We start from the raw sequence: 21,128 nt of genomic DNA, 5'->3' as shown, positions 1-21,128 counted from the left end.
GTGTACTGAACAAAGTAATTCGGTGTTTTGCTCAATAACACTTGGCTTTGACATTGCAATTTTATAACATATTTTACAAAAAGAAAATCATGAATTTTATGAATGAAATAACAAGAAAAATCTTGTTATTTAAGATAAAAGCACATATAATAAAAAGTTGGAAGGAGATGAGGCATAAAATGAACCTCATGAACCTAAAATATTTCGTCGCCGTGGTAGAGTCAGGGAGTATCACACAGGCGGCTCAAAATCTGTTTACTTCTCCGCAAGCAGTCAGTGAACAGATTCGTCGTTTGGAAGGCGCCTATGATGTCAAATTATTCCAGCGCACGCCAAAACTACAGTTAACTTATGCGGGTGAGCGTTTCCATCGTTTTGCCAGAGAAGTAATTCAAGGTGAGCGGGAGCTGGCAGTAGAGTTGGATGAGATTTGTATGCACAGGCGAGGCAAACTTACGATAGGCTTTACTGTTTTTTTACAACGAGCTATCCTACCTGAACTTCTTCCTCGGTTTCATCAGGAGAACCCGTATATTGAATTAGACATTCGCACGGGACAGTCTAAGGGGTTGCTGTCCGACCTATTAGCTGGACACTTAGATCTGACAATATGCAACTTCAGCAGTGGGCTACCCCCAGGGATACGTGCTGCTCAGAATTTTGATAATCGTTTCTGCCTTGTCATCCCCCGTGAGATTCTAGCCCGCAGAGGGATGGCATATGACCCAGAAAAACTCACTAGGACGGACCTGCGTGCATTATTAAGCGAGGAGCCATTGCTGATGAATATTGTCGGGACCCAAAGCCGGAATCTGACCGATCTATACTTAGACCATCTGGGAGTGAATGCGGCGCCTCTAATCCAACTCAATGAGATGAACAGCCTGCTTCACCTGTGTGCCAAAGGGATGGGGATAGCCTTTACTTTTGAAGTGACTGGTAGGATATGTTTAGCTGTAAAAAATCTGTACGACCAGGTGGTACTGGTCCCCCTGCGAGATTTTGATAAACAAAGTCAGGTATATGTAGCCTATAGTGCTGATCGCCACCTACCCTGGACGGCCAGGAAATTTTTAGAATTGTTGTCGCTATGTAATTTGGAGTGGACCATGTGATCAGATTTGATTTTATAGAATGAAAGAATACAAAAGATTCTTTCACTTTTTCGTTCCCAAATAGGCAAAACCACAATTTTATAAACGTTAAGACCTCGCCACTAAATACGGGGTCTTAATTAATTTAACCACATTTGACGATTACGAGCAGGGAGCAAAATACCTGTATTAACTGTAGAGCCTAAGGAGGCGCAACACTCGCCCCTCAGACGGCAAGAGAAGGACCCGTAGAGACGATTCAAAACGATTGGAGCAGGGGGCGGCTGAACACAGCCACCCTCTGCTCTGGAAACTGTCAATCATAAGCGAAACCACAGCAAAAAGTTCGGTGGGTTTGCTGAATAGCTTTTCCAACCGCAAAGGAGCATCGTGTTTGACAGTAGCACACACTACCAAACACTGAATCAAAAAGGAAGGAAAACATGAATACGAAAACGATCGTCCCCGTCCATGTGTGTGATATCATCGCCCACGCAACCATCTCGCTCCTCTCAGTCCTCGATGAAGATGCGGTCACACCACCCAATGGATGCGCAACGGCCTCGCACTGTACGCCGCCGCCCGTCAGCTGGAGGAGGCCGCACGCCATCTGAACTGGATTGATAACGCAGTCCGGCGTATCAGGCAGACCGCCGCTGGACGGAAGTTCGCCAGCAAATCGGGGATGAACATCTCGTCCACACTGCTGGACTCCCCATGCAGGCCGAAGCGGTGCGGGAACTTCTCCACACCACTGCGCAGATGGAGTCTGTGGAGTATGGCGTTCCCATTCTGTGTTCTTCTCTACTTCCTCTACAGTTTCTTCTCGTTTCATATCATGCTGTACGGCGGATACACCTAATCGCAAATTGTCCCTATAATCCCCTGCTTTTAACCGCTTTTCAAAAGTCGTATTAGCAAGAAATTAGCAGGAAGGAGGATTTGCTGCCCAGCATAACGGCATCAAAACGGCCCATCCGGCGACATATCAGGAGGTAAAATCATGGAACAAAAAGAGAAAGAATTGCAGCCCCAGACCCGCGCCTATACGGTGGAAGAGATTGCAACGGTCCTCCATATCGGGCGGTTATCTACCTATACCCTGGTCAAGAAAGGGTACTTCAAAAGCGTACGCATCGGCACAGCCATCCGGATCTCCAGAAAGTCCTTCGACGAGTGGCTGGATAGTTTAGAGCTTTAAGATAAGTTTTTAGGAATTGCACCGTGTCCTATTCCTACAGGGTCAAAAGGGAAAAGGAAGGTGAAACGACTTTTTAGACTTTTGGGGCCTGGATTAGCATATCACGAAGGAATGCGCGCAAAAGAATTAATAGATGCATTAGATTTTGATTTAATTATTAAAAACGCCCCCTTGGATTTTCAAAAATAGAGAAAGCTTGTTTCTTCGAAATGGAGTAACTGTAAGCAGAAATAATTGCAACTGATATAAAAATGAGATACACTTTTCATACTCAAAAAGTTTAAGGATCGTATTAAGAGTTGCATTGAAGATGCATAAAACTGCTAATAGCGAAAGAGCGCCTTAGGTTTCAACCTATGGCGCTCTTATAAGTTATTCAGTTTCGTCGTCCAAGCCCTCGCTTTTCAGCCAATCCTCAAAGGACTTCCTGGAGATGCGAATCATGTTGCCGATGCGGATCGTCTTGAACAATCCGGAGTTGGCGAGTTTATAGGCCGACGCGCGGCCAATACCGAGAATGGCTGCGATGTCATTCACAGTGTATGTTCTGCTTTGGGGCGTCCCTTTTTCGTTGGTGCTCATAAAATTATCTCCCTTGCTAATATCATTTTTAAATAGCCCCTGGAAGCCCTCTGTCACAAGAGGTTCCTGCTAATACCTTGCTAATACGACATTTGAAAAGCCGTTGCAAGGCAGCATATTTCAGGGGAATTTGTGCAAATTGACCTGCCTCCAGGCAGCACAATTTGCGAAGAAACAACACGGGAAGATATGATATGAACAATTTACGAAATAGTACGCCGTACTCCTAAGCGAGAGGTGTACTTTATGAATCTTTTATTCTTTCCTCCTTATCGGTAATCTAACTGAGGGCGAAAAGGATACATGTACTCCATCTGCTCCGCCCTTTTGTTTTATCTAGCTTTCTTATAAAACCCTTGGCTCGCATTCACACATGTTGCTTCCCTATCCACATACACCCTCACATGTATACTTCCCTTCATTTGGAAAACACTAATTCCATGACTGTATTATGGGAGGACGCGGACATGAAATCAGTATGGGAGCAAACTTGGGAGTATACAGACTTTCCCTCATTCGAACGGGATGTAACCACCAATGTACTTATTGGCGGGGCGTGGCGGGAGTCCTGTGTGCCTACTTACTACACCAGGCCGGAATACCCTGTTGGTAGAAGAAAAAATGATTTGCAGCGGCATTACAAAAATACCACCGCCAAGCTGACCATTCACAGACTCATCTACCATAAGCCTATCCAACCTTTGGATTTGACTGGGCACAGCAATACCTTTCTGCCAATGAGGCGGCCCTCCAGAACTACCGGATGCTGTGCCAGGGCATGGACTGTGACTTCGAAGAAAAACCCGCTTATGTCTAACCGGGAAGCGTTAGAGACAGAACTGAGCGTCCTGGAGCAGTTGGGGGCCGGCGCAGAATTTGCTGACCATCTGCCTCTCCTCTTCCCCACGACAGGTGCGGTCATGCTTACAAATCAGGCCCAGTTCCATCCATTGCAATTTTTCTCTGCACTCTCCAAGAGTCTGCACATCTATAAGCACACCCTGGTGCGGGAGCTGATTGGTACCACAGCGGTCACTGACCGGGGCAGAATGCACGCAGAGAAAATCATCGTATCCACCCACTTTCCCTGTTTCTTAACAAGCACGGCAGCTATTTTCTGAGGCTATATCAGCACCACTCCTATGTCATGGCTTTGGAACATGCCACAAATGTAGATGGCATGTATATTGATGAGTCAGAGAATGGCCTCTCCTTCCACAAACACGGAGACCTTCTGCTGGTGAGCGGCGGATGGCATGTGCTACAGGACTTTGCCGCAAAGCGTTACCCAAAGGCCACGGAGAAATACTATAGGGCTACGCAGGATTGTATAAGTCTGGATAGCATTCCTTATATCGGGCCTTACTCTGCTTCCACATCAGGTCTGTATGTGGCAACAGGCTTCAACAAGTGGGGCATGACCACAGTCATAGTCTCTGCTATGATTTTGAGCGACCTAGTCCAGTGCAAAACAAATCCTTATGCGGATGTGTTCTCCCCTTCCCGCTCTATGCTCCGCCCCCAGCTGGCCGTCAACGGCTGGGAGGCCATAGTCAGCCTGCTCACCCCCACCACAAGACGCTGCCCCCATCTGGGCTGCGCACTGAAGTGGAACCCTCAGGAACACACCTGGGACTGCCCCTGCCACGGCTCCCGGTTTGCAGAGGACGGCAAACGCATCGACGGTCCCGCTACAGGAGATCTGAAACTATGAGATGACAAACCTATAATTCGGATAGAAATCCCCCGTTGACACCCAGATTTTGGCGTACAAACGGGGGATTCAACTTTTATTCCAACTCAGTATATTTGTCTTTGCGGCCGATGCTCTTCTCAATAGGGTATTTCCGGCTGTTTTTTTCGAGCTTTTTTCTCACAATTTCGTCCAGGTCAAATCCCAGATCATCTGCCAGCATAGCGGCATAGATGAGAACATCCGCCAGTTCCTCCTGCAGCTGTTCGGTCCTAACGCCCACGACCTCCTCATTGCCCTTCCATTGAAATAGTTCCAGAAGTTCCGACGCCTCCAGAGAAATGGAGATCGCCAGGTCTTTGGGGTTGTGAAATTGCCGCCAGTGGCGCTCATCCCGAAAGCGATTGATTTCCTGTATCGTCTCCTGTTTCATGTCCGCCCCACGACCTCCATAAAATGCTGTTTCAATGCTGGGTCTTCAAAATAGACCCGGATCCCGCTGATGCCCCTTGTCAGGAGCACATAATAGATCTGCCTCACATATGCGCTGAGTTCTGACAGAGAAAAACTCTCTTTCGGCGGCGTCCCATTGGTGTCAAAATAGTGCTCTTTGACTGCCGTCACCTTCCCTCCCTGACAGGTCAGGTCCTTCGCGATCACGACGCCCACATAGTCCAGGTCCACGCCCTGTATCGCATGGATCGATCCGATCTCATCCTCGCTCCCTGGCAACGCGATCCAGTTTTTATACGTGGAATTCCATTTCCAACGATGTTCCTCATCCTCCACCCAGTCAAATTCCGCATAACGCTTGTGCCCCGGTTTATAGTGGCTTCCCCAGGGACGGGCATATCCGGCCAGTACCCTGCACTGGGCGTTCGGATGATACTGCCGCCGCTCATCCACATAGTCAAACAATTCATGGATGGAATCCACGATACCAAAATAGGCATCCTTGGATGGGTTCTGAAACACACGCGGATCAAACGCGCTCTCTTTGATCTGCAGGAAGGAACAGATCCCGTTGACGTAGTCATCCGCCGTGTAGGTCGCATCTTTATCCTGGACCCGCACACGAAACTGCTTGGTGAGCATACGCCTTTCCATATGCTTTTCCTGAACATAATCCTGGAAATCCCGGTATGGAATATCCGATGGACGAATCGCCTGAATGGCGTCATAGAGAAGCACCAGCCGGTCCGTCCTTTCTCCCAGCAGGAACAGTTCATTCTTCCGGGGATCGTTGGGATCAAAGATCCCTGTGGTCACATGATTTTGTTTCGGGCTGTTCCATCGCAGCCGGTGAGCCTCATCCACCAAAAGGATATGGAATCGCTTCTTCTGCCGGATCAACTGATAAGCGGTCCCCACCGTAATGTTTTTCCCAAGCCCATAGGCCCGAAAAATGCCGCGGGCGGTCTGGACCCAGTTTGACTTTACTACCACCCCTACATTCCAATCATGATGTTCACAAAGCCGGGCTGCCAGGTTGGTCAGCACTACGGTCTTCCCCGTTCCCACCGTCCCTTCGACGAGGAAGCTTCGAGTGTCCTTTTCTATCTCATGGATCAGCTCAAACTGTTCCTCAGACAGTTCCGTAAAGGGAGAATACTTGAACAGAATACTGTTGCGCAGTCCATCCAGGGACTTTTGATGCACCAGTCCGGCCCTGTACAGTTCCTGTTCCCAGAAGGGCGTCAGCACCTGTGCCAGCACTTCTCCCCGATAGGGATAATCCACAAATCGATTGCCCTTGGTTCCATTCCGGCACACCCGCTTTTCCTTCTGCAGCAACTTCTCCTGGTCCGCTGTAAGATAGGTGATCAGCAGCGCCTCCAGGTCATTTTGGGAATTCCCATCCACATACTGACCAAAGAGGACCACCACTTTTTTTAACTTCCGGTAGTCCGTCTTCACTTCTGCCATATGTTCCTTGTGCCGCTTTAAAAACCGATCGGTTTGTCCAACATAAAACGACTTCTGTCCATAATAAATGTAGATCACGCGTCCGCATGTTAGGATCGCCATCTGTTCTTCACTGCAGTGGCTGGTATCCAGGCTCTTCGCCACAAGAGAAAGAGAGATCACCCCATATTTCTTGCCTGCCATTTAAAAACCCATTACCTTTCTCACATGTTCTTTCGTGTTCTGGTCTCGGAACCAGATATGGACGCTGCTCTTGGCCCGGGTAAGCAGTACCCGATAGGTATTCAGCACCAGCTCCACAATCTCCTGCTCGCTGGCCTGACTGCTTCGGATCGCAGCCACGAATGCTGTATCACAGTTGCTGCCCAGATCGATGCGCCAATCGTGGATATCTTCATCCCATCGGAGGTCATCCCACCAGATCACACCGACATCGTCAAATTCCAGGCCCTGTGCCGTGTAGATACAGCCTACCTGGTCCAGATATTCCTCTTTTTCTCCTACATACCATCGGTACTGTTCTTCTTTTGGCTGTGGATTCCATGGTTTCTTGAAATCCCCTGCAGCTTGTCTGATATGAATATCCCTTATTCTTGTATCAAAGCTCCACTTCCAGCAGAAGGGCGCATACCATTTCACATGGCGGCCCGCTGACCACAGGTCATGGAGGTATCTGTCCAGATCGTTCAGATCCTCCCAGCAACGCAGCTCCAGCGCAGACTGCCGCTTCAACGGCTGCTTCTGGCGGTCATAAAAGAGCTTATCCAGGTCGGAGACATAGCTGCCCAGGTACCCCGCCCGCTTTTGAGATGCCAAAGAGTAGGTGGCGCAGGAAATGCCGTGCGCCTGGGCAAACTGCCGGAAATGCTCCACCGTCCCCTCCTCTGTCAGACGGATTCGCTGCCGGTCGTCCTGCAGCACCACCACCATATTGGCCTTTTGAAACAGGCTGGTCATCGTGGATTCCAGATGTTCAATCCGATGAGCCTCATCTACAACAACCAGATCCCGTCCCGGCGGGACCGCATCCAGATAGGCGGGCGGCACACCTGAGGCGCCCGCAATGACCAGAGAGAGTGTACGGCTTCTGGGCAGCGCAAAGATGCAGCCGCCCCGGTTCTGCCAGGAAGGGCCGAATTTCTGACAGTAGGCATAAATGGCGTGCAATCCCACCACGGTTTTCCCAGTACCAGGCGGGCCCGAGATGATCATCAGATGCTTGCCGAACTGCGGACTATGGAGCTGATCGATCATACCGCAGATCTTGCGGTTGACCTCGATCTGGTCATCCAGCATGGCTGCGTTTTCTTTTTTCTCCAATACTTTCCTTAAATCCTGGAAGCCGATCTGCCCCAGCACATAGGTGCCGGTAAGAAACTGTTCCACCACCTCCGGCTTCGGCTCGGAAGAGAACAAGCTTCTCAAGTCCGCAGCCAGCAACGCCTCTTCCCCTTTGGTGTAGGTTTCATGCCGTAGTGGCTCATATGCCTGATAACTGCCCTGGAAGAGCTGCTCCTTATCCTTAAAATTATGGAGGAATTGACGGCATCGCACATCCATCTTCCCGTCTGCCACATTACTGTGGTTCATCCGCAGATGCTTGGCGTAGGTCAGCGTCTGTTGGACAGGATGGAGCCTTTCCTCAAAACGGTTTTCCGCTCGGGACAGGCAGATAGAGACACTGCTCTCCCGCCCTGCCGCATTTTCTTCTATAGCGCTCCACTGCTTGAGTTCGATGATCAGCACCAGCGGCTTTCCCGTTGTTTTCCCTTCCCCCAGGAGCACGGCGTCGATGCGGCTGCCAATTGGGGTCTGATATTCCAAAACCAATGTCAACGCATCCAGTCCTGCCTGATGCAGAACCTTGACCAAAATCGGAATTGAGTTCTCCCAGGATCTGTATTCTGATTCGGAAGGGTTTCCCTGGGATTCTCGTAGATGGTCGGCAATTTCCTTCCCGCTCATCGAATAGAGCACCCCTACGGTGCTGATATAACTTCCATCTGTTCTGTCCATAACACCCCTCCTTCTGACTGGATCGCTGTTTTTTTGATTATATCACGAATGTTTAGTGGATGCATCCCGCATTCTTTTATAGCACTCCTAGTTCTATTTTTGGAGGAAGTTATAAGTCAAATTGATTCAGCCACTCGTCGAAGGACTTTCTGGAGATCCGGATGGCTGTGCCAATGCGTACGCTCTTGAAGTACCATTTCTTGACCAGGGTATAGGTAGATGACCGCCCGATATGGAGGACCGTTGCAATCTCTTCCACCGTATAGGCGCGGGTCTGGAGCTGCAGTTCTTTCTCTTTTTGTTCCATGATTTTTCCTCCTGAGTATGTCGCCAGCTTGGCCATTTCCATGCTGTCTTGCCGGGTAGCAAATCATCCTTCCTGCTAATTTCTTGCTAATACGACTTTTGAAAAGCGATTAAAAGCAGGGGATTATAGGGACAATTTGCGATTAGGTGTATCCACCGTACAGCATGATATGAAACGAGAAGAAACTGTAGAGGAAGTAGAGAAGAACACAGAATGGGAACGCCATACTCCCCGGCTTCCCCTCTCCCGGCAGAAAGAATTCAAGCAGATTCGAAACACGGTGATTGAGGAGACGCTGCGGCTGAACGATGATGCCGCTGCCTTTGACCCAACGGTGCCAGAGGAGTTTCTGTCTGAGCAGAACATACCGGAAGCTAATCCGGTCGGGGAGGCATCCCCAGAATCTGAGTTGCCTGTGGAGACGGGAGATATCGGAGAGGACTCGGGAGAGACCCTAAAGCACAGAGGCAGGCCCAAGCTCTCCAGCGCTATAGACGGAACAGTACCAGGAGGCACGCCGGTTTTTGTTCGGCGGAGAGGGACAGCCCCCGGATTTTGACCGGACCTTTTGCTTATTCCTGAAAGAGGCCCAAATGGGCAATACCATTTCCATGCATGATCTGCGCCGGATGTTTGAGGACGGGCTGGGCCGGGAGAAAGACAGGAGCAGGACTACAAGTACGCCCAATACTCTTTGGCCAGCCTGTACGCACGGGGACAGGGAGTGGAACAGAAAAATCAGACAGTATGCCTGCGCTACAAAAAGGCAGCGGAACAGGACGACAATCCTGCCGCCTGTGTGCTGGCGAAAGACGCTTCTGACGCGGCGAGATGGTTGAAACGGTCGACAGAGGCCGGGAACCAGCTTGCCCAATACCGGCTGGGCAGGCTTCGCTTCAGGGTGAGAATGTCCCCAGAGAGAACGCAGAACCAGTCCGCTGGCTGACCGCCTCTGCGGAGCAGGGGAACCAATACGCACAGTATGCCCTCGGCAAGCTCTATCTGATGGGAAAGGAGGTGACTCGGCCAAGGCCGCCGCCTGCTGGTTTGCTCTCTCTGTAGCTCAGGGAAACGAATATGCCCAATATTTCCTGGACACATGGATGACGGGCCATCCATACTCTCCTGCGCCACCCGGTTCCTGCACCACCTGAGCGGAATATTCTAGGAACAGACTCAAGAGGGCCCGTCAGGGCACCCACGCTTACGGACTGCAAGCTCAGGCAGCAAATCCGGGAAAACAAAATGACTATGGGGCACAAGCCCGATGACCATGAGGACGCTGAGATCAGCATAAGGTGATGCCTCCTTATCCCAACCTTGAAAATCTTGGGAGGTGACCAACTGTATGACCTATATCCGTTTTACCGAAGAACAAAAGTATCGTGCCAGTTCTGTGGACCTGGGGGAGTTTCTGCGGCGGCAAGGCCAAGCCTATGAACCGGCACCCAGGAAGAGAGAAGAACCAAAAAAGGAATTCATCCAACCGCCAGCTGGTCGGAAGATGCGGCATCTGTACGCCTATTTCCTGAAAAAGCGCCTCATTGACCGGGAGGTACTCAAATCTTTGCCTGGGTCGGACTGGTCAATGAGGACGAAAAATATCACAACGCCGTGTTCACCGGAAAGGACGAATACGGCGTTGGCCGTCGTACCCAAAAGCGGAGTACTAACGACAACGGCAAGACCTTTCACATCAATGTGAAGGGTAGCGATTCCCGATACGGCTTCCTCTGGAACGGGACCAGAGACCGGATTTATGTGTTCGAGACACCCATCGATCCGCTCTCCTTTTTGACCCTGTATCCAAACGACTGGTAGCAACACAGCCATGTGGCCCTGTGTGGTGTGGGAGAACAGGCGATGCTCTGAATGCTGGAGCAGGCGCCGGAAATACGGCGTCCTATCCTTTGACTGGATCATGATGCGGCTGGCATTGAGGCCGAGGGGTGCCTGACGGAGATCCTGCCGGTCGGGGGTATCAGGCGGCCGTCCTTCAGCGGGCATGCAAGGATTGAAATGAGGATTTCAAAGCCGGACATGATTTGGAGGCCCAGGGTGCGGAGGAACATCCCCAGCTGATAGTGGTGCTGGAGACCTGCGAACGGATATGCACACTCGGGCAGGAGGTGAAGCTGGACCGCCTGAAGCTTGAAGTTCCAAGCTTGCTTGAACAGTACCGTTCCCGCCTGCGGATGGGGCGGTTTGATTAGGCTATAGGCTGCATGGAACGGGCGTCTGCGCTGGCTCTTGCGGTATGTAGCAGGGAACTGGGGCAGATGGGTCGAGCAGTGGAAGTATATAATTTGGACATAGAACTGTGCGGGCGCATCCCCGCCCCCATCAGAACTGCGGTGCGCTGCAAAACCGTCATAGAGAGCTTGCAGTCCAAGTCTGGAGTGTTCTCGACATGGCGGAAGCAACGGGGATTCGTACACAGGAGGTACGGAAACGCTGGTTGACAGATGGCTGAATCTGGCGACGTCCTTTGCCAAGGTCCCCGTTCAATATTGAAGCACAGCAACTGAAACAGTAAGAACCACAAAAGGCTCCGCAAATGGAAATGGGGTGAATCTATGACAACACAATTAATCCCGCTGATCCTGCTGGGCGGTGAAGCGTCCCAGCTCATCGGGGCGACGGTGCCCGCTGGGCTACCAGGCAGGAACTCCGCAAGACCTACCGGCATATCCTGTTTCAGCCGGTTCACTGGCGCCAGGGCAAAGACCTGCCCACTGCTCAGGGGCTGGTTCTGGGATGTGTGGGCGGCAGAGATTTGAAGAGACACGGAAAACGGGTAGAAAAGGAACACTCCCTTCGGAAAGGAACAGAAGCTCTGCCGAGGAAGAAGCCGAAGCGGAAACGGACAAGCAAACCACTCCAGGCCATCGTGGATACTGACGACATCCATTGCCTCATGATTGGCGCCAGTGGCGTGGGTAAGACCGCCTTCTTCCTATATCCCAATCGCGAATACAACTGCACTAGCGGTATGAGCTTTCTGGCGCTGGATACTAAGGGGGATTTGGCCCGCAATTATGGGACCATTGCCCCCCAATGCTACGGCTATCAGGTGGCGGTTATCAATCTGCGTAATCCCACACGATCGGGCGGCTGCAATCTGCCGACCCTCATTAACCACTATATGGACGCCTGCCGTAAGGAGGGAAAAACTTGGCTACATACGCCAAGGCGGAGAAGTACGCCAAGATTCTAGAAAAGGTCATCATCAACCCAGAGGGGACGCCTCCAACTATGGGTAGACCTGCTTTGTGCGTCCGTAAGCACAACACACAACAGCAATCGAAAGTTGTGCGCGGACCTGTTATGGATACCGCCTTTAGCAAGCGGTAGGTAAAAGTATCAAAGCGGCTCGCAAATCCAAAGGGACGAGGAGGCCCTGAACAAAACGTGAAATGCAGCCTATCATCAACCGGCTTATCCTGCGGGGAAACCCAAAGGGGAGTGCAGCATGCCGGGAAAGGCACAAGTCAGTCCAACCGCTCGGACTGCGACTTAGGGCCGGGATTACGCCCGGCGCCACAGTGCCAAGATGAAATTTCGTGTATGAGGATAAAAGCTGAATTGCCTAAAGGACAGCCAGAGGCAGAACTTAGCGTTGTTCACAGCATACGGCGGTTATAACTTGTTGTACGCACCCGGCGGAGGTATTTAGGAGTAGTGCCAACGCTGGATACTCGGGTGCGGCCAGCCGCAGGAAGCGGTAAATGGCGAACGTCCTATCCGACAACACGATACGCTAATATCCAAACAGGTCTAAACGGAGATTTCCTAAGTCAGAGTGCCGCACAGGCGGCTATGCGGAACGCCGCTGAAAATCTGATATGGAAACACAGCCCTCATAGTAGTCTGAGACGGTAATACCGCTTACATGGCGAAGGAGGGCAGTCTACTTTCAATATTTTTTAGGAAGGACGTGGAGACGTTGAGAAATCCAACAGAAGTATTGAAAACTCTAAGTGAAAAATCCCGCGACAAATCCTACCGTTTTCAAAGACTTTACCGTAATCTTTACAATCCTGAATTCTATTATCTTGCCTACAACAACATCTGCGCCGGGCAGGGTAATATGACGCCGGGAGCGGACGGCGAGACCATTGATGGTATGAGTGACGAGCGCATCCAAAAAATCATCGCGTCACTCAAAGACCACAGTTATCAACCCCACCCCGCAAGGAGGGAATACATTGCCAAGAAAAACAGCGACAAAAAAAGGCCGCTGGGCATTCCCTCCGCGAGCGACAAGCTGGTGCAGGAAGTTGTCCGTATGATTTTTGAAAGTATCTACGAACCCAATTTCTCCTCCGACTCCCACGGGTTTCGGCCCAAAAAGAGCTGCCACACCGCGCTCAAGCACATTGATATCAACTTCAAAGGAGCGGTGTGGTTTATCGAGGGAGACATCAAAGCGTGTTTCGACAGTTTTGACCATCATGTTATGGTGAACATCCTGCGTGAACGGATTGAGGACGAATATTTCCTCGCCCTCGTCTGGAAATTCCTCCGAGCCGGATATATGGAACAGTGGCAATACCACAGAACTTATTCCGGCACACCCCAGGGAAGCGGCGTAAGCCCTATTCTTGCTAACATCTATCTGGATAAGCTGGATTGCTTTATGGTGCAGTACAAAAGCTGCTTCGATGTAGGCTCATCGAAAAATCGAAAGGCAGACAGCGGCTACACCAGAGCAAGAGGACAATATCACAAGATGAAAAAGTCTTTCGCGCCCAAGTGGGAAACAGCGACGCCGGAAGAAAAGCAGAAATGGACTACCAGCTTCGCAAAGCGAAAAACGAGATGTTCGCCCACCCCTACTATGCAAATTGCAACAGCAGCTACAAATGCCTGCATTACTGCCAGTACGCGGATGACTTCATCATCAGTGTCATCGGAAGCAGGCAGGACGCGGAACAAATCAAGGCAGATGTTAAAAACTTCTTAGCGGAAACCCTGAAATTGGAGTTGTCTGAGGAAAAGACGAAGGTTACCCACTCCTCTGACTTCGCCCGGTTCCTGGGATATGATATCTGCATTTCCCGCAGCAACAGCATCAAATACAACGAACAGGGGGTTGCGAAGCGGGAGTTCAGCGGGCGCGTCATGCTGTATGTCCCAAAAGAAAAGTGGATGGGAAAACTGCTGGAATACCATGCTTTCAAAATCAAGCTGGATGAAAACGGGAAAGAAACATGGAAAACGATACATCGAGGCAAACTCATCAATCATTCTGATATTGAAATCATAAGCAAGTTCAATGCGGAAATCAGGGGCTTGTACCACTACTACCAGTTGGCGCACAACGTATCTGTACTTGGCAAGTTCGCACATATTATGGAGTACAGCATGTACAAAACCTTTGCCTGCAAGTACCGCTCCACCGTGAGCAAAATGATTGATAAATATTCACGCAACGGGATATTCTCAGTCCCTTACCAGACGAAAAAGGGGCCTAAGTGGTGTGAATTTTATCATAGCGGCTTCAAGCGGATCAAGGAAGTGCATCTGGATGCCGACGCATTGCCGGAATACGGACGGAAATACAGCAATCCCAACAGCAATGCCGCCCGTATCAAACGGGGCGTCTGCGAACTGTGTGGACAGTCGGCCAAGGACATCCGCATGTACCATGTCAGGAAAATGAAAGACCTGACGGACAACACCGAGTGGGATAGATTGATGAAGAAAATGCGGCGGAAATCTCTTGCCGTATGTAAAAGCTGCTTCGACAAAATCCATAATCAAATCACTTAGAGGGTAGATGGAGAGCCGGATACGCCGAGAGGTGTACGTCCGGTTCGGGGGAGAGCGGACCCGAAACCTCCTGCGGAAACGCAGAAAGGCGCGGGGACGCTTATCCCATTACGATGCGGTGGAGGGGGTGCTTACCACTGTCATCCTTCTGCTAGCGGAGCATCTGCCGCCAACAGAAAAAGACCTGCGGGGGAGGAGGCACATCGTCAGCGTGTTCAAGCTGGTGCGGGATCTACTGTCCCCCAGCAAGACCAAGGGGAAAACATCCTCATGGATAAACTGACGGACACCCACAAAGCCAGGTAGTTTGCCGGAGCGGCCCCGACCACTGCGGAGCGGTCCATGAATTGCGTCATGTCTACCGTCCTCTCCCGTCTCAACGCCTTCCTGGACTTGGAGCTGGAGCAGGTCCTCTGTTTTGGCAGCGTCATCAACACCGAAGATTTCGCCTCGAAGAAGTCTGCCATCTTTTTGATTCTTCCGGAAGAAAATCCCAGCAAAAATTTTATGACGGACCTCATGATCCAGACGCTCTCCCGTGAGCCGTTCTCTGTGGAGGACGAAAATAGCAGGAAGCTGAAAAACCGGGTGGTCCTCTTCTGCGATGAGCTGGGTACTATGCCCACCTTTGACATTCTGCCCCTGTTCTGCGCGGGACGATTCTGGAAGCTGACTCTTGTCCCCATCATCCAGTCCCTCGCACAGATGGAAAAAACTATGGTCGTGAAGGGACAGAGATCATTCAGGACAACGTGCAGGATACGATTTTCGGCGGTTTCGTCCCCAACTTCCAGACAAGCCGAGGTACTGTCCAAGGCGCTGGGCAGCCGCACCGTTATGAGCGGGTACATTAGAAAGGGGAAAAGTGACCCGAGGCAGATGATCCAGATGATGGAGCGTCCCCTTATGACTCCTGATGAAATGAAGTCCATCCCCAAGGGCCGCTTCATCGTCATGAAAGCCAGCACTCACCTCATGAGGACCCGTCTGCGTCTGCCCCTGGAATGGGGGAAGCTATACAGCATCCCTGAGAAGTAGCCCGTCCCGTTGCTTATGCCAACAAGAAGGAGCTGGAGCTTGCCATCATGCGCCGACATCATGTGCGGATGCCTAAGGCAGGCGATGCGGCGCTGGGAGCCAGCAAAGCGGCTGCCACACGAGGACATCAGGCCGATTCTTTAGCAGACCATCACAGCCAGGAGACACCTAAATAGGCAGAAAAGCCTATGTCCGTATGGCTTATTTTCAGAACATCTACCATTCCGACCTGAACCACAGGGCCAGAGCGGTCTATATGTATCTCAAAGATTACGCCGACAGTGAGGACCGGCGCTGACCGGGGGATCCGGACCATAGACGCTGAACTGGGTCTTTCCCGCTCCACGGTCAAGCGGACACTGGACGATCTCTACAAGAGCTGGATTGATTGCCAGAGAGCTGCGCTGGCGGGAGAATGGGAGCCTCAGCTCCAATCTATATCGGCTACTGTGAACAGAAAAAAGTCCACCACCAGGGGGGGACTTCGCCCTGGCGGTGGACCGAGGGCGGGTTCATGGTGAACCTGCCAGAACGTCCAACTCTAAGGGGAGACTAAGACAGAGAAAAACTTAAAAATGGTGCCCATAAAAAGGACGGCACTCTGACAAAAGAGCAAATACTGTAGACACTGCCTTGACAAAGGTCGAAATCATCGTACAAAATAGGACGGAGGCCATGGGGATGGGTGGAAAATAACTGCTAAATTTGTTCCAAGCGGTATTCGCCTGGAGAAATATAAGCCCTAAGAAAGAATCCAAATATGTTGGAAGTAAACAGATTTGATACCTAGCACCTTGTGCTGAACTTCACAAAATCAGTGGAACCTGTTTTAAACGGGACGGGTGTCCGAAATTTTCAAAGGCATCGCCAGAAACACAAGAAAACTGGGCTAAAAAAATTATACATTATGTTATTAAATCCAAAGGTGTAAATGTTGATTGTTTCTATATAGCAAACCTTCTTTATCTGTAAACAAGCGGATAGAGCGTATCGTACAAGATTTAGATTTAAGCCTCATGGCCTGGATTCTGATTCATACGAGCATCACAATTTTCTCATCATTTTTAGATGATGATTGCATGGCCGCAATTGTTACAAGCGGAGCAGAAACTGCCGACGCCATGGTAATCTATCTAACATCCGTGTTTTACTTAGTCAATATGAGGAGTAGAAAGTGTATTGATCAACGTTGGAGTATCCCCCAGTTCACTATCTTTCTGTTCTGTTGAAAAATGATCCCAATATGTATTTAATCCCTCAATCATACTCTCAATGTGCTGTACCATTACATTTTCCGCACGTACGGAGTCGTGGGCTTTGAGTGCATTCAAAATGTCTTGGTGTGTGGTGGAATAATCAAATTTTTTTCGAATATTGGCAAAAGTAGATGTTTGCTGCCCATAGGGAAAAAGCATGGAGTATAGGCTGGCCAGAATCTCATTGCGGGAAGCATAGGCGATTCCTGTGTGGAATTCTACATCGCCCTGCGCGATATACTCCAGGTTCTCGCTGTGGTGTGCAACATTATCCAAGATGGATTGCAGCCGGTTAAGTTCTATATCCGTGATATTTTTTGCTGCGAGCCGGGCTGTTTCCCGTTCAATTGCCCGACGGGCCTGAAGAACAGATATGAAATTGGCTAAATCCTGTTTCATAACCACAGATTCTAGGACCTGTTTTTGGTTATTCATATGGTCCGAAAAATAAAAAGAGCTGAGTTTTTTTCTGCCTGCATCCGTAATCGAACGTCCGGTATTGGTGACCTTTTCAAGATATCCAGCACATTCCAATGAATTGAGTAGACGGCCAACTGTAGCTGAGCTGGTATAGATCCCCTTTTCTTTCAAACGCTCTGATAGTGCCCAGGAACCCATAGGACCAGGGGATTTATCTATGATTTCTAAGATGGCAACCATCTTATCGTTCAAAGCGTAATCCAAACTAGTATCTCCTCTCAATCTTCTTACTGATTAAATATAATGAGCCTGGTATCTACATTGTACTTTGTATTTCTTGCTTTGGAGCCCATCACGAAAACTGCATATGCGTATTGATTTAAAAGTATAACATAGAAAATGCGGTTTTTCTATGTTTTTATTTAGAAAGACTTTTGGCAAAAGAGAGAATTTTGTTGGCTTTTTTTGTTTGTTATGCTTAATCTTATCGGGGAATCTAAAAAATTTTTCGGAGCTATTGATAAAATAGATTAAATCATATATAATCACTAATCATAAGATGAGTAGTTTATTGGAAAGCAAATAAAAAGTTAATAGAATTTGACTAAAAGGAGTGCAACCAATTATGAAAGAATACTGTGTGGCGGTTACTGGCGCACTGGGTGCAGTCGGTCAGGAGATGCTGAGCATCCTGGAGAGCAGACAGTTCCCCATCAAGAAGCTCAAACTTCTGGATATTGCAGAGAATGTCGGAAAGACCGTTAAGTTCTGCGGAAAAGAGGTTTCTGTCGAGCTTTCAGAACCCAATGCATTTAAAGAAGTGGATATCGCACTGTTTGCCGTCTCCGACAACGTCAGCAAAAAACTGGCCCCTGAGGCTGTGAAAAACGGCGCTATCGTGATCGATAATTCCTCTACTTGGCGAATGGATCCAGAAGTTCCTCTGGTTGTTCCTGAGGTCAACCCGGAGGTACTCCGCCAGCATAAGGGTATCATTGCCAACCCGAATTGCTCCACGATTATTGCGATGGTACCTCTGAAGCCGTTGCATGAGTTTGCGGGACTAAAGCGGATTATCGCTTCTACTTATCAAGCTGTTTCCGGCGCCGGAATTGCGGGCATTGGCGAGTTGAAGGACCAAAGCCGTAACGTTCTGGACAACAAGCCAATCGCACCCAAGGTCTTTGCACACCAGATTGCCTTTAATCTCATTCCTCATATCGACTATTTTGAGGAGAATGCATATACTCACGAAGAAATGAAGATGTTTCGAGAAGGCCGAAAGATCCTGGGGCTTCCTGAACTGATGGTAAACTGCACCTGTGCGCGTGTCCCTGTGGTCCGTAGCCACTCTGAGTCTATCACTATCGAAACTGAGCGTCCTATTACTCCGGATCAGGCCCGCGAAGTTCTGAATAAGGCACCTGGTCTGAAAGTAGTGGACCGCCCAGAGAATAACGAATACCCCATGCCGGTAGATACCGCTAATCAGGACCTGATTTTTGTAGGACGCATCCGTGAGGATATCTCCAGTACGGGGAATGGTCTTACCTTCTGGTGCTGTGGAGATCAAGTGAGAAAAGGCGCCGCCTTGAATGCCGTCCAAATCGCTGAGACCATGATCAAAATGGAGTTGATTTGATGAAACCCATAGTCGTCTTAAAATTTGGAGGTACCTCCGTGGCCGCGGAAGCAGGTCGGCGTGCCGCAGCCAGACATATCGGTGAACTGCGCCGCCAGGGCTGCGATACAGTAGTCGTCGTTTCTGCTATGGGACGCCGCGGAGATCCCTATGCTACGGATACTCTGTTGGATCTAATGGACCGACAGCGTGCCCCTGTACATACCCAGGATATGCTGGCAAGCTGTGGAGAGACCATTTCCGCCTGCATATTCGCCCAAACATTAGAAGAACTTGAGATCCCTGCATGGCCAATGAACGCCTTTACTGCGAATATTTGGAGTGGTAGTGAGTATGGATCTGCCGAAATTTCAGGTATGGATACCAGAAAAGTCATGGATATTCTGCAAAAAGGCCGCGTTCCGGTTATTACCGGCTTCCAAGGCGTTTCCCCAGGAAATGAGATTACCACATTAGGACGCGGGGGAAGCGATACCTCTGCTGTAGCGATTGGGGGCTTTTTAAAGGCTAGGGAGGTCCAGATTTATACAGATGTTCCTGGTGTGGCTGTGACGGATCCCAGAATAATTAACGATGTTCGGTATTTGCCGGAAATCAGTTATGAGGACTGCCTCCTGCTAGCTGAGTGCGGATCTAAGGTGGTCCATCCCCGAGCGGTCCGGGTTGCTAAGGAAAAGAGAATCACACTTTGGGTGAAGTCCACATTCAATAATCAGGCGGGAACTCGCATTGGGCCTGTTCAAAAGCCGATTACTGGCCTCATCGGGATCGCAGGTGCTGATTGCGGCGATGGCGAAAGAATCATTAGTTATCTCTCACGCGGCGTAGAAGTTTCCTGTATCATACCGGAGCACTGTACATTTATTTCAGAGAAAGAGACAGCAGATGGTGGCCGTTTAGTGCAGTTTAGTACAGATGAAGCTAGGGCCCAGGATGTAATCCGTGCGATCTATCAAAATTATACATGATATGATTTGGAGTAGGAGGAGATACAGTGAACATTAAAAAAGATGTCTGCGTGATTGGAGGCGGGTTGATGGGCTTAAGTACAGCCTATTACCTGTCAAAAGCCGGGAGATCTGTTGTTGTCCTTGAGAAAAAGGAGATTGGAGCAGGCGCATCGGGCGCCTGCGACGATATGATCCTTCTTCAGTCAAAGAAGCCTGGCATCGCGCTTACTTTGGCTATGGAGAGTCTGGAAATGTACCGTGGTTTGTCCGATGAGTTGGAATATGACCTGGGATTTCAGAGCCGGGGCGGAACAGTTTTGATTGAGGATGATCGTCAGTTGCGGGTTATGGAGGACTACGTAAAGCAGCAGCAGAGCTATGGTCTGAAGGTCGATATCATTGACAAAAAGACACTAAAGACCTACCAGCCCCATGTACGTGCTGATATTGTTGCCTCTACATATAGTGCGGAGGACTCGCAGGTAGATCCGCTTCGTATGATGCGGGCGCTGGTCTATCAGGCTGGCCGACGAGGGGTAGAGATTTTGAGAGGCCAGGAGGTCACTGCCTTGGATAATAAGGGCGGCCACTGGTTTGTCTCTACAGGAGCGGGCGAAACAGTTGAGTGTGACGCTGTGGTAAATGCCGCGGGGGCCTGGGCCAGTCAGATCGGTGCCCTTGTAGGAATCAATGTCCCTATCCGTCCCCGGAAAGGCCAGCTTGCTATTACAGAACAAATTCCTGCCCTTGGCAAGACCAACGTCTGGACTTCGTCTTACATTGCCTCCAAGATTGATAAGTCCCTGATGCCAGACCGCGGCCCCTATGCCAAAGAAATCGGTCTTGGTTTCTCCTTTACCCAGACACATGAAGGCAACTACCTCATTGGCAGCACCCGTGAGGATGCTGGATACGACAAAACAACCTCTGTCCGGGCAATCGCAACCATTATCCAACAGGCAAAAGAGTACTTCCCTGTGCTAAATAACGTAAATATTATTCGGACCATAGCTGGCTTCCGGCCTTATAGCGCAGACGGCAATTCCATTGTTGGCCCAGTCGACGGCCTACCAGGATTCTTTATTGTCGCTGGCCATGAGGGCGACGGTGTGGCTCTGACTCCGATTATGGGTAAGACCATGGCTGATATGGTGCTTGGTCGAAATCAGGATGCTCGTTTTGACCAGCTAAATCTGCGGCGGTTTGGCAAAGAAAGCTAAAGGAGGAT

At 49.9% G+C, this 21,128-nt stretch carries 19 protein-coding genes and 3 pseudogenes; 16 read left to right on the top strand and 6 right to left on the bottom strand.

Going from position 1 to position 21,128, the window contains the following annotated elements:
- Positions 1 to 179 precede the first annotated feature (179 nt).
- The gene (locus OCV64_RS15240; RefSeq protein WP_262670470.1) at positions 180 to 1,115 is read left to right on the top strand and encodes a LysR family transcriptional regulator; all 936 of its coding nucleotides are present in this window, start codon (positions 180 to 182) and stop codon (positions 1,113 to 1,115) included.
- A gap of 982 nt (positions 1,116 to 2,097) precedes the next feature.
- Complete coding sequence (locus OCV64_RS15235) at positions 2,098 to 2,295, top strand: helix-turn-helix domain-containing protein (protein WP_262670469.1); 198 nt, start codon at positions 2,098 to 2,100, stop codon at positions 2,293 to 2,295.
- Positions 2,296 to 2,667: 372 nt separating this feature from the next.
- Here OCV64_RS15235 and OCV64_RS15230 read toward each other — a convergent pair whose 3' ends face one another.
- Entirely contained in the window at positions 2,668 to 2,877 is a 210-nt protein-coding gene (locus tag OCV64_RS15230; RefSeq protein WP_118644345.1) for a helix-turn-helix domain-containing protein, read from the bottom strand.
- 467 nt (positions 2,878 to 3,344) lie between these two features.
- Here OCV64_RS15230 and OCV64_RS15225 point away from each other — a divergent pair, with 467 nt between their 5' ends.
- Positions 3,345 to 3,998 carry an FAD-binding oxidoreductase/lyase gene (locus OCV64_RS15225; protein ID WP_262670468.1) on the top strand — a complete coding sequence of 218 codons (654 nt, stop codon included), beginning with the start codon at positions 3,345 to 3,347 and terminating at the stop codon, positions 3,996 to 3,998.
- Between the two features lie 269 nt (positions 3,999 to 4,267).
- A complete protein-coding gene (locus OCV64_RS15220; RefSeq protein ID WP_262670467.1) occupies positions 4,268 to 4,591 on the top strand; it encodes a Rieske 2Fe-2S domain-containing protein in 324 nt (107 codons plus the stop codon).
- A 76-nt stretch (positions 4,592 to 4,667) separates the two neighbouring features.
- Here OCV64_RS15220 and OCV64_RS15215 read toward each other — a convergent pair whose 3' ends face one another.
- The 4 genes from OCV64_RS15215 to OCV64_RS15200 form a co-directional block, all read right to left on the bottom strand.
- The gene (locus OCV64_RS15215; protein ID WP_262670466.1) at positions 4,668 to 5,003 is read right to left on the bottom strand and encodes a nucleotide pyrophosphohydrolase; all 336 of its coding nucleotides are present in this window, start codon (positions 5,001 to 5,003) and stop codon (positions 4,668 to 4,670) included.
- Positions 5,000 to 6,496 (bottom strand): DUF2075 domain-containing protein, encoded by a 1,497-nt coding sequence (locus OCV64_RS15210; RefSeq protein ID WP_262670465.1) that lies wholly within the window; start codon positions 6,494 to 6,496, stop codon positions 5,000 to 5,002. Before OCV64_RS15210 ends, OCV64_RS15215 begins: the two co-directional genes overlap by 4 nt.
- Before the next feature lie 183 nt (positions 6,497 to 6,679).
- Positions 6,680 to 8,512 (bottom strand): DUF2075 domain-containing protein, encoded by a 1,833-nt coding sequence (locus OCV64_RS15205; RefSeq protein ID WP_262670464.1) that lies wholly within the window; start codon positions 8,510 to 8,512, stop codon positions 6,680 to 6,682.
- Between the two features lie 109 nt (positions 8,513 to 8,621).
- The gene (locus tag OCV64_RS15200) at positions 8,622 to 8,819 is read right to left on the bottom strand and encodes a helix-turn-helix domain-containing protein (protein ID WP_262670463.1); all 198 of its coding nucleotides are present in this window, start codon (positions 8,817 to 8,819) and stop codon (positions 8,622 to 8,624) included.
- Positions 8,820 to 8,988: 169 nt separating this feature from the next.
- On the opposite strand from OCV64_RS15200, the gene OCV64_RS15195 reads away from it, so the two are divergent.
- The 9 genes and pseudogenes from OCV64_RS15195 to OCV64_RS15150 all read left to right on the top strand — a co-directional run bounded on the left by OCV64_RS15195 (position 8,989) and on the right by OCV64_RS15150 (position 16,085).
- Positions 8,989 to 9,378, top strand: a complete 390-nt coding sequence (locus OCV64_RS15195; protein WP_186852000.1) for a hypothetical protein — start codon at positions 8,989 to 8,991, stop codon at positions 9,376 to 9,378.
- 165 nt (positions 9,379 to 9,543) lie between these two features.
- Positions 9,544 to 9,765 (top strand): hypothetical protein, encoded by a 222-nt coding sequence (locus tag OCV64_RS15190; protein WP_262670462.1) that lies wholly within the window; start codon positions 9,544 to 9,546, stop codon positions 9,763 to 9,765.
- A 402-nt stretch (positions 9,766 to 10,167) separates the two neighbouring features.
- The gene (locus OCV64_RS15185) at positions 10,168 to 10,524 is read left to right on the top strand and encodes a hypothetical protein (RefSeq protein ID WP_262670477.1); all 357 of its coding nucleotides are present in this window, start codon (positions 10,168 to 10,170) and stop codon (positions 10,522 to 10,524) included.
- Positions 10,434 to 10,640, top strand: a complete 207-nt coding sequence (locus tag OCV64_RS15180; RefSeq protein WP_262670461.1) for a hypothetical protein — start codon at positions 10,434 to 10,436, stop codon at positions 10,638 to 10,640. The genes OCV64_RS15185 and OCV64_RS15180 overlap by 91 nt, the downstream gene beginning before the upstream one ends.
- Positions 10,641 to 11,454: 814 nt before the next feature.
- A pseudogene (locus OCV64_RS15175) lies at positions 11,455 to 12,062 on the top strand (type IV secretory system conjugative DNA transfer family protein); the annotation flags it as partial.
- Positions 12,063 to 12,765: 703 nt separating this feature from the next.
- Positions 12,766 to 14,594, top strand: a pseudogene (locus OCV64_RS16090) (reverse transcriptase domain-containing protein).
- Positions 14,595 to 14,601: 7 nt separating this feature from the next.
- On the top strand, positions 14,602 to 14,877 hold the full coding sequence (locus OCV64_RS15160; RefSeq protein ID WP_262670459.1) for a hypothetical protein: 276 nt from the start codon (positions 14,602 to 14,604) through the stop codon (positions 14,875 to 14,877).
- A gap of 59 nt (positions 14,878 to 14,936) precedes the next feature.
- Positions 14,937 to 15,632 (top strand): type IV secretory system conjugative DNA transfer family protein, encoded by a 696-nt coding sequence (locus OCV64_RS15155; protein ID WP_262670458.1) that lies wholly within the window; start codon positions 14,937 to 14,939, stop codon positions 15,630 to 15,632.
- A gap of 196 nt (positions 15,633 to 15,828) precedes the next feature.
- A pseudogene (locus OCV64_RS15150) lies at positions 15,829 to 16,085 on the top strand (helix-turn-helix domain-containing protein).
- A 698-nt stretch (positions 16,086 to 16,783) separates the two neighbouring features.
- On the opposite strand, the gene OCV64_RS15145 reads toward OCV64_RS15150, so the two are convergent.
- Positions 16,784 to 17,572, bottom strand: coding sequence for an FCD domain-containing protein (locus tag OCV64_RS15145; RefSeq protein ID WP_262670457.1), 789 nt, complete (start codon positions 17,570 to 17,572; stop codon positions 16,784 to 16,786).
- Positions 17,573 to 17,933: 361 nt separating this feature from the next.
- On the opposite strand from OCV64_RS15145, the gene OCV64_RS15140 reads away from it, so the two are divergent.
- From OCV64_RS15140 to OCV64_RS15130, 3 genes are read left to right on the top strand one after another with little or no spacing between them, the layout of a single operon-like run.
- The gene (locus OCV64_RS15140; protein ID WP_262670456.1) at positions 17,934 to 18,950 is read left to right on the top strand and encodes an aspartate-semialdehyde dehydrogenase; all 1,017 of its coding nucleotides are present in this window, start codon (positions 17,934 to 17,936) and stop codon (positions 18,948 to 18,950) included.
- On the top strand, positions 18,950 to 19,918 hold the full coding sequence (locus OCV64_RS15135; protein WP_262670455.1) for an amino acid kinase family protein: 969 nt from the start codon (positions 18,950 to 18,952) through the stop codon (positions 19,916 to 19,918). The genes OCV64_RS15140 and OCV64_RS15135 overlap by 1 nt, the downstream gene beginning before the upstream one ends.
- Before the next feature lie 26 nt (positions 19,919 to 19,944).
- Entirely contained in the window at positions 19,945 to 21,120 is a 1,176-nt protein-coding gene (locus OCV64_RS15130) for an NAD(P)/FAD-dependent oxidoreductase (RefSeq protein ID WP_262670454.1), read from the top strand.
- The last annotated feature ends 8 nt before the right edge of the window (positions 21,121 to 21,128 follow it).

This window comes from Muriventricola aceti (genome assembly GCF_025567565.1).
Lineage (GTDB): Bacteria > Bacillota > Clostridia > Oscillospirales > Oscillospiraceae > Lawsonibacter > Lawsonibacter aceti.
This window is presented reverse-complemented; position numbering and strand designations above follow the sequence as displayed.

Excerpts from the sequence above, each read along its gene's own strand:
- OCV64_RS15200 (WP_262670463.1), bottom strand. The coding sequence starts at position 8,819 with ATGGAACAAAAAGAGAAAGAACTGCAGCTCCAGACCCGCGCCTATACG.
- OCV64_RS15230 (WP_118644345.1), bottom strand. The coding sequence starts at position 2,877 with ATGAGCACCAACGAAAAAGGGACGCCCCAAAGCAGAACATACACTGTG.
- OCV64_RS15210 (WP_262670465.1), bottom strand. The coding sequence starts at position 6,496 with ATGGCAGAAGTGAAGACGGACTACCGGAAGTTAAAAAAAGTGGTGGTC.
- OCV64_RS15160 (WP_262670459.1), top strand. The coding sequence starts at position 14,602 with ATGGAGAGCCGGATACGCCGAGAGGTGTACGTCCGGTTCGGGGGAGAG.
- OCV64_RS15195 (WP_186852000.1), top strand. The coding sequence starts at position 8,989 with ATGAAACGAGAAGAAACTGTAGAGGAAGTAGAGAAGAACACAGAATGG.
- OCV64_RS15185 (WP_262670477.1), top strand. The coding sequence starts at position 10,168 with ATGACCTATATCCGTTTTACCGAAGAACAAAAGTATCGTGCCAGTTCT.
- OCV64_RS15155 (WP_262670458.1), top strand. The coding sequence starts at position 14,937 with ATGAATTGCGTCATGTCTACCGTCCTCTCCCGTCTCAACGCCTTCCTG.
- OCV64_RS15135 (WP_262670455.1), top strand. The coding sequence starts at position 18,950 with ATGAAACCCATAGTCGTCTTAAAATTTGGAGGTACCTCCGTGGCCGCG.
- OCV64_RS15235 (WP_262670469.1), top strand. The coding sequence starts at position 2,098 with ATGGAACAAAAAGAGAAAGAATTGCAGCCCCAGACCCGCGCCTATACG.
- OCV64_RS15205 (WP_262670464.1), bottom strand. The coding sequence starts at position 8,512 with ATGGACAGAACAGATGGAAGTTATATCAGCACCGTAGGGGTGCTCTAT.
- OCV64_RS15215 (WP_262670466.1), bottom strand. The coding sequence starts at position 5,003 with ATGAAACAGGAGACGATACAGGAAATCAATCGCTTTCGGGATGAGCGC.
- OCV64_RS15140 (WP_262670456.1), top strand. The coding sequence starts at position 17,934 with ATGAAAGAATACTGTGTGGCGGTTACTGGCGCACTGGGTGCAGTCGGT.
- OCV64_RS15225 (WP_262670468.1), top strand. The coding sequence starts at position 3,345 with ATGAAATCAGTATGGGAGCAAACTTGGGAGTATACAGACTTTCCCTCA.
- OCV64_RS15240 (WP_262670470.1), top strand. The coding sequence starts at position 180 with ATGAACCTCATGAACCTAAAATATTTCGTCGCCGTGGTAGAGTCAGGG.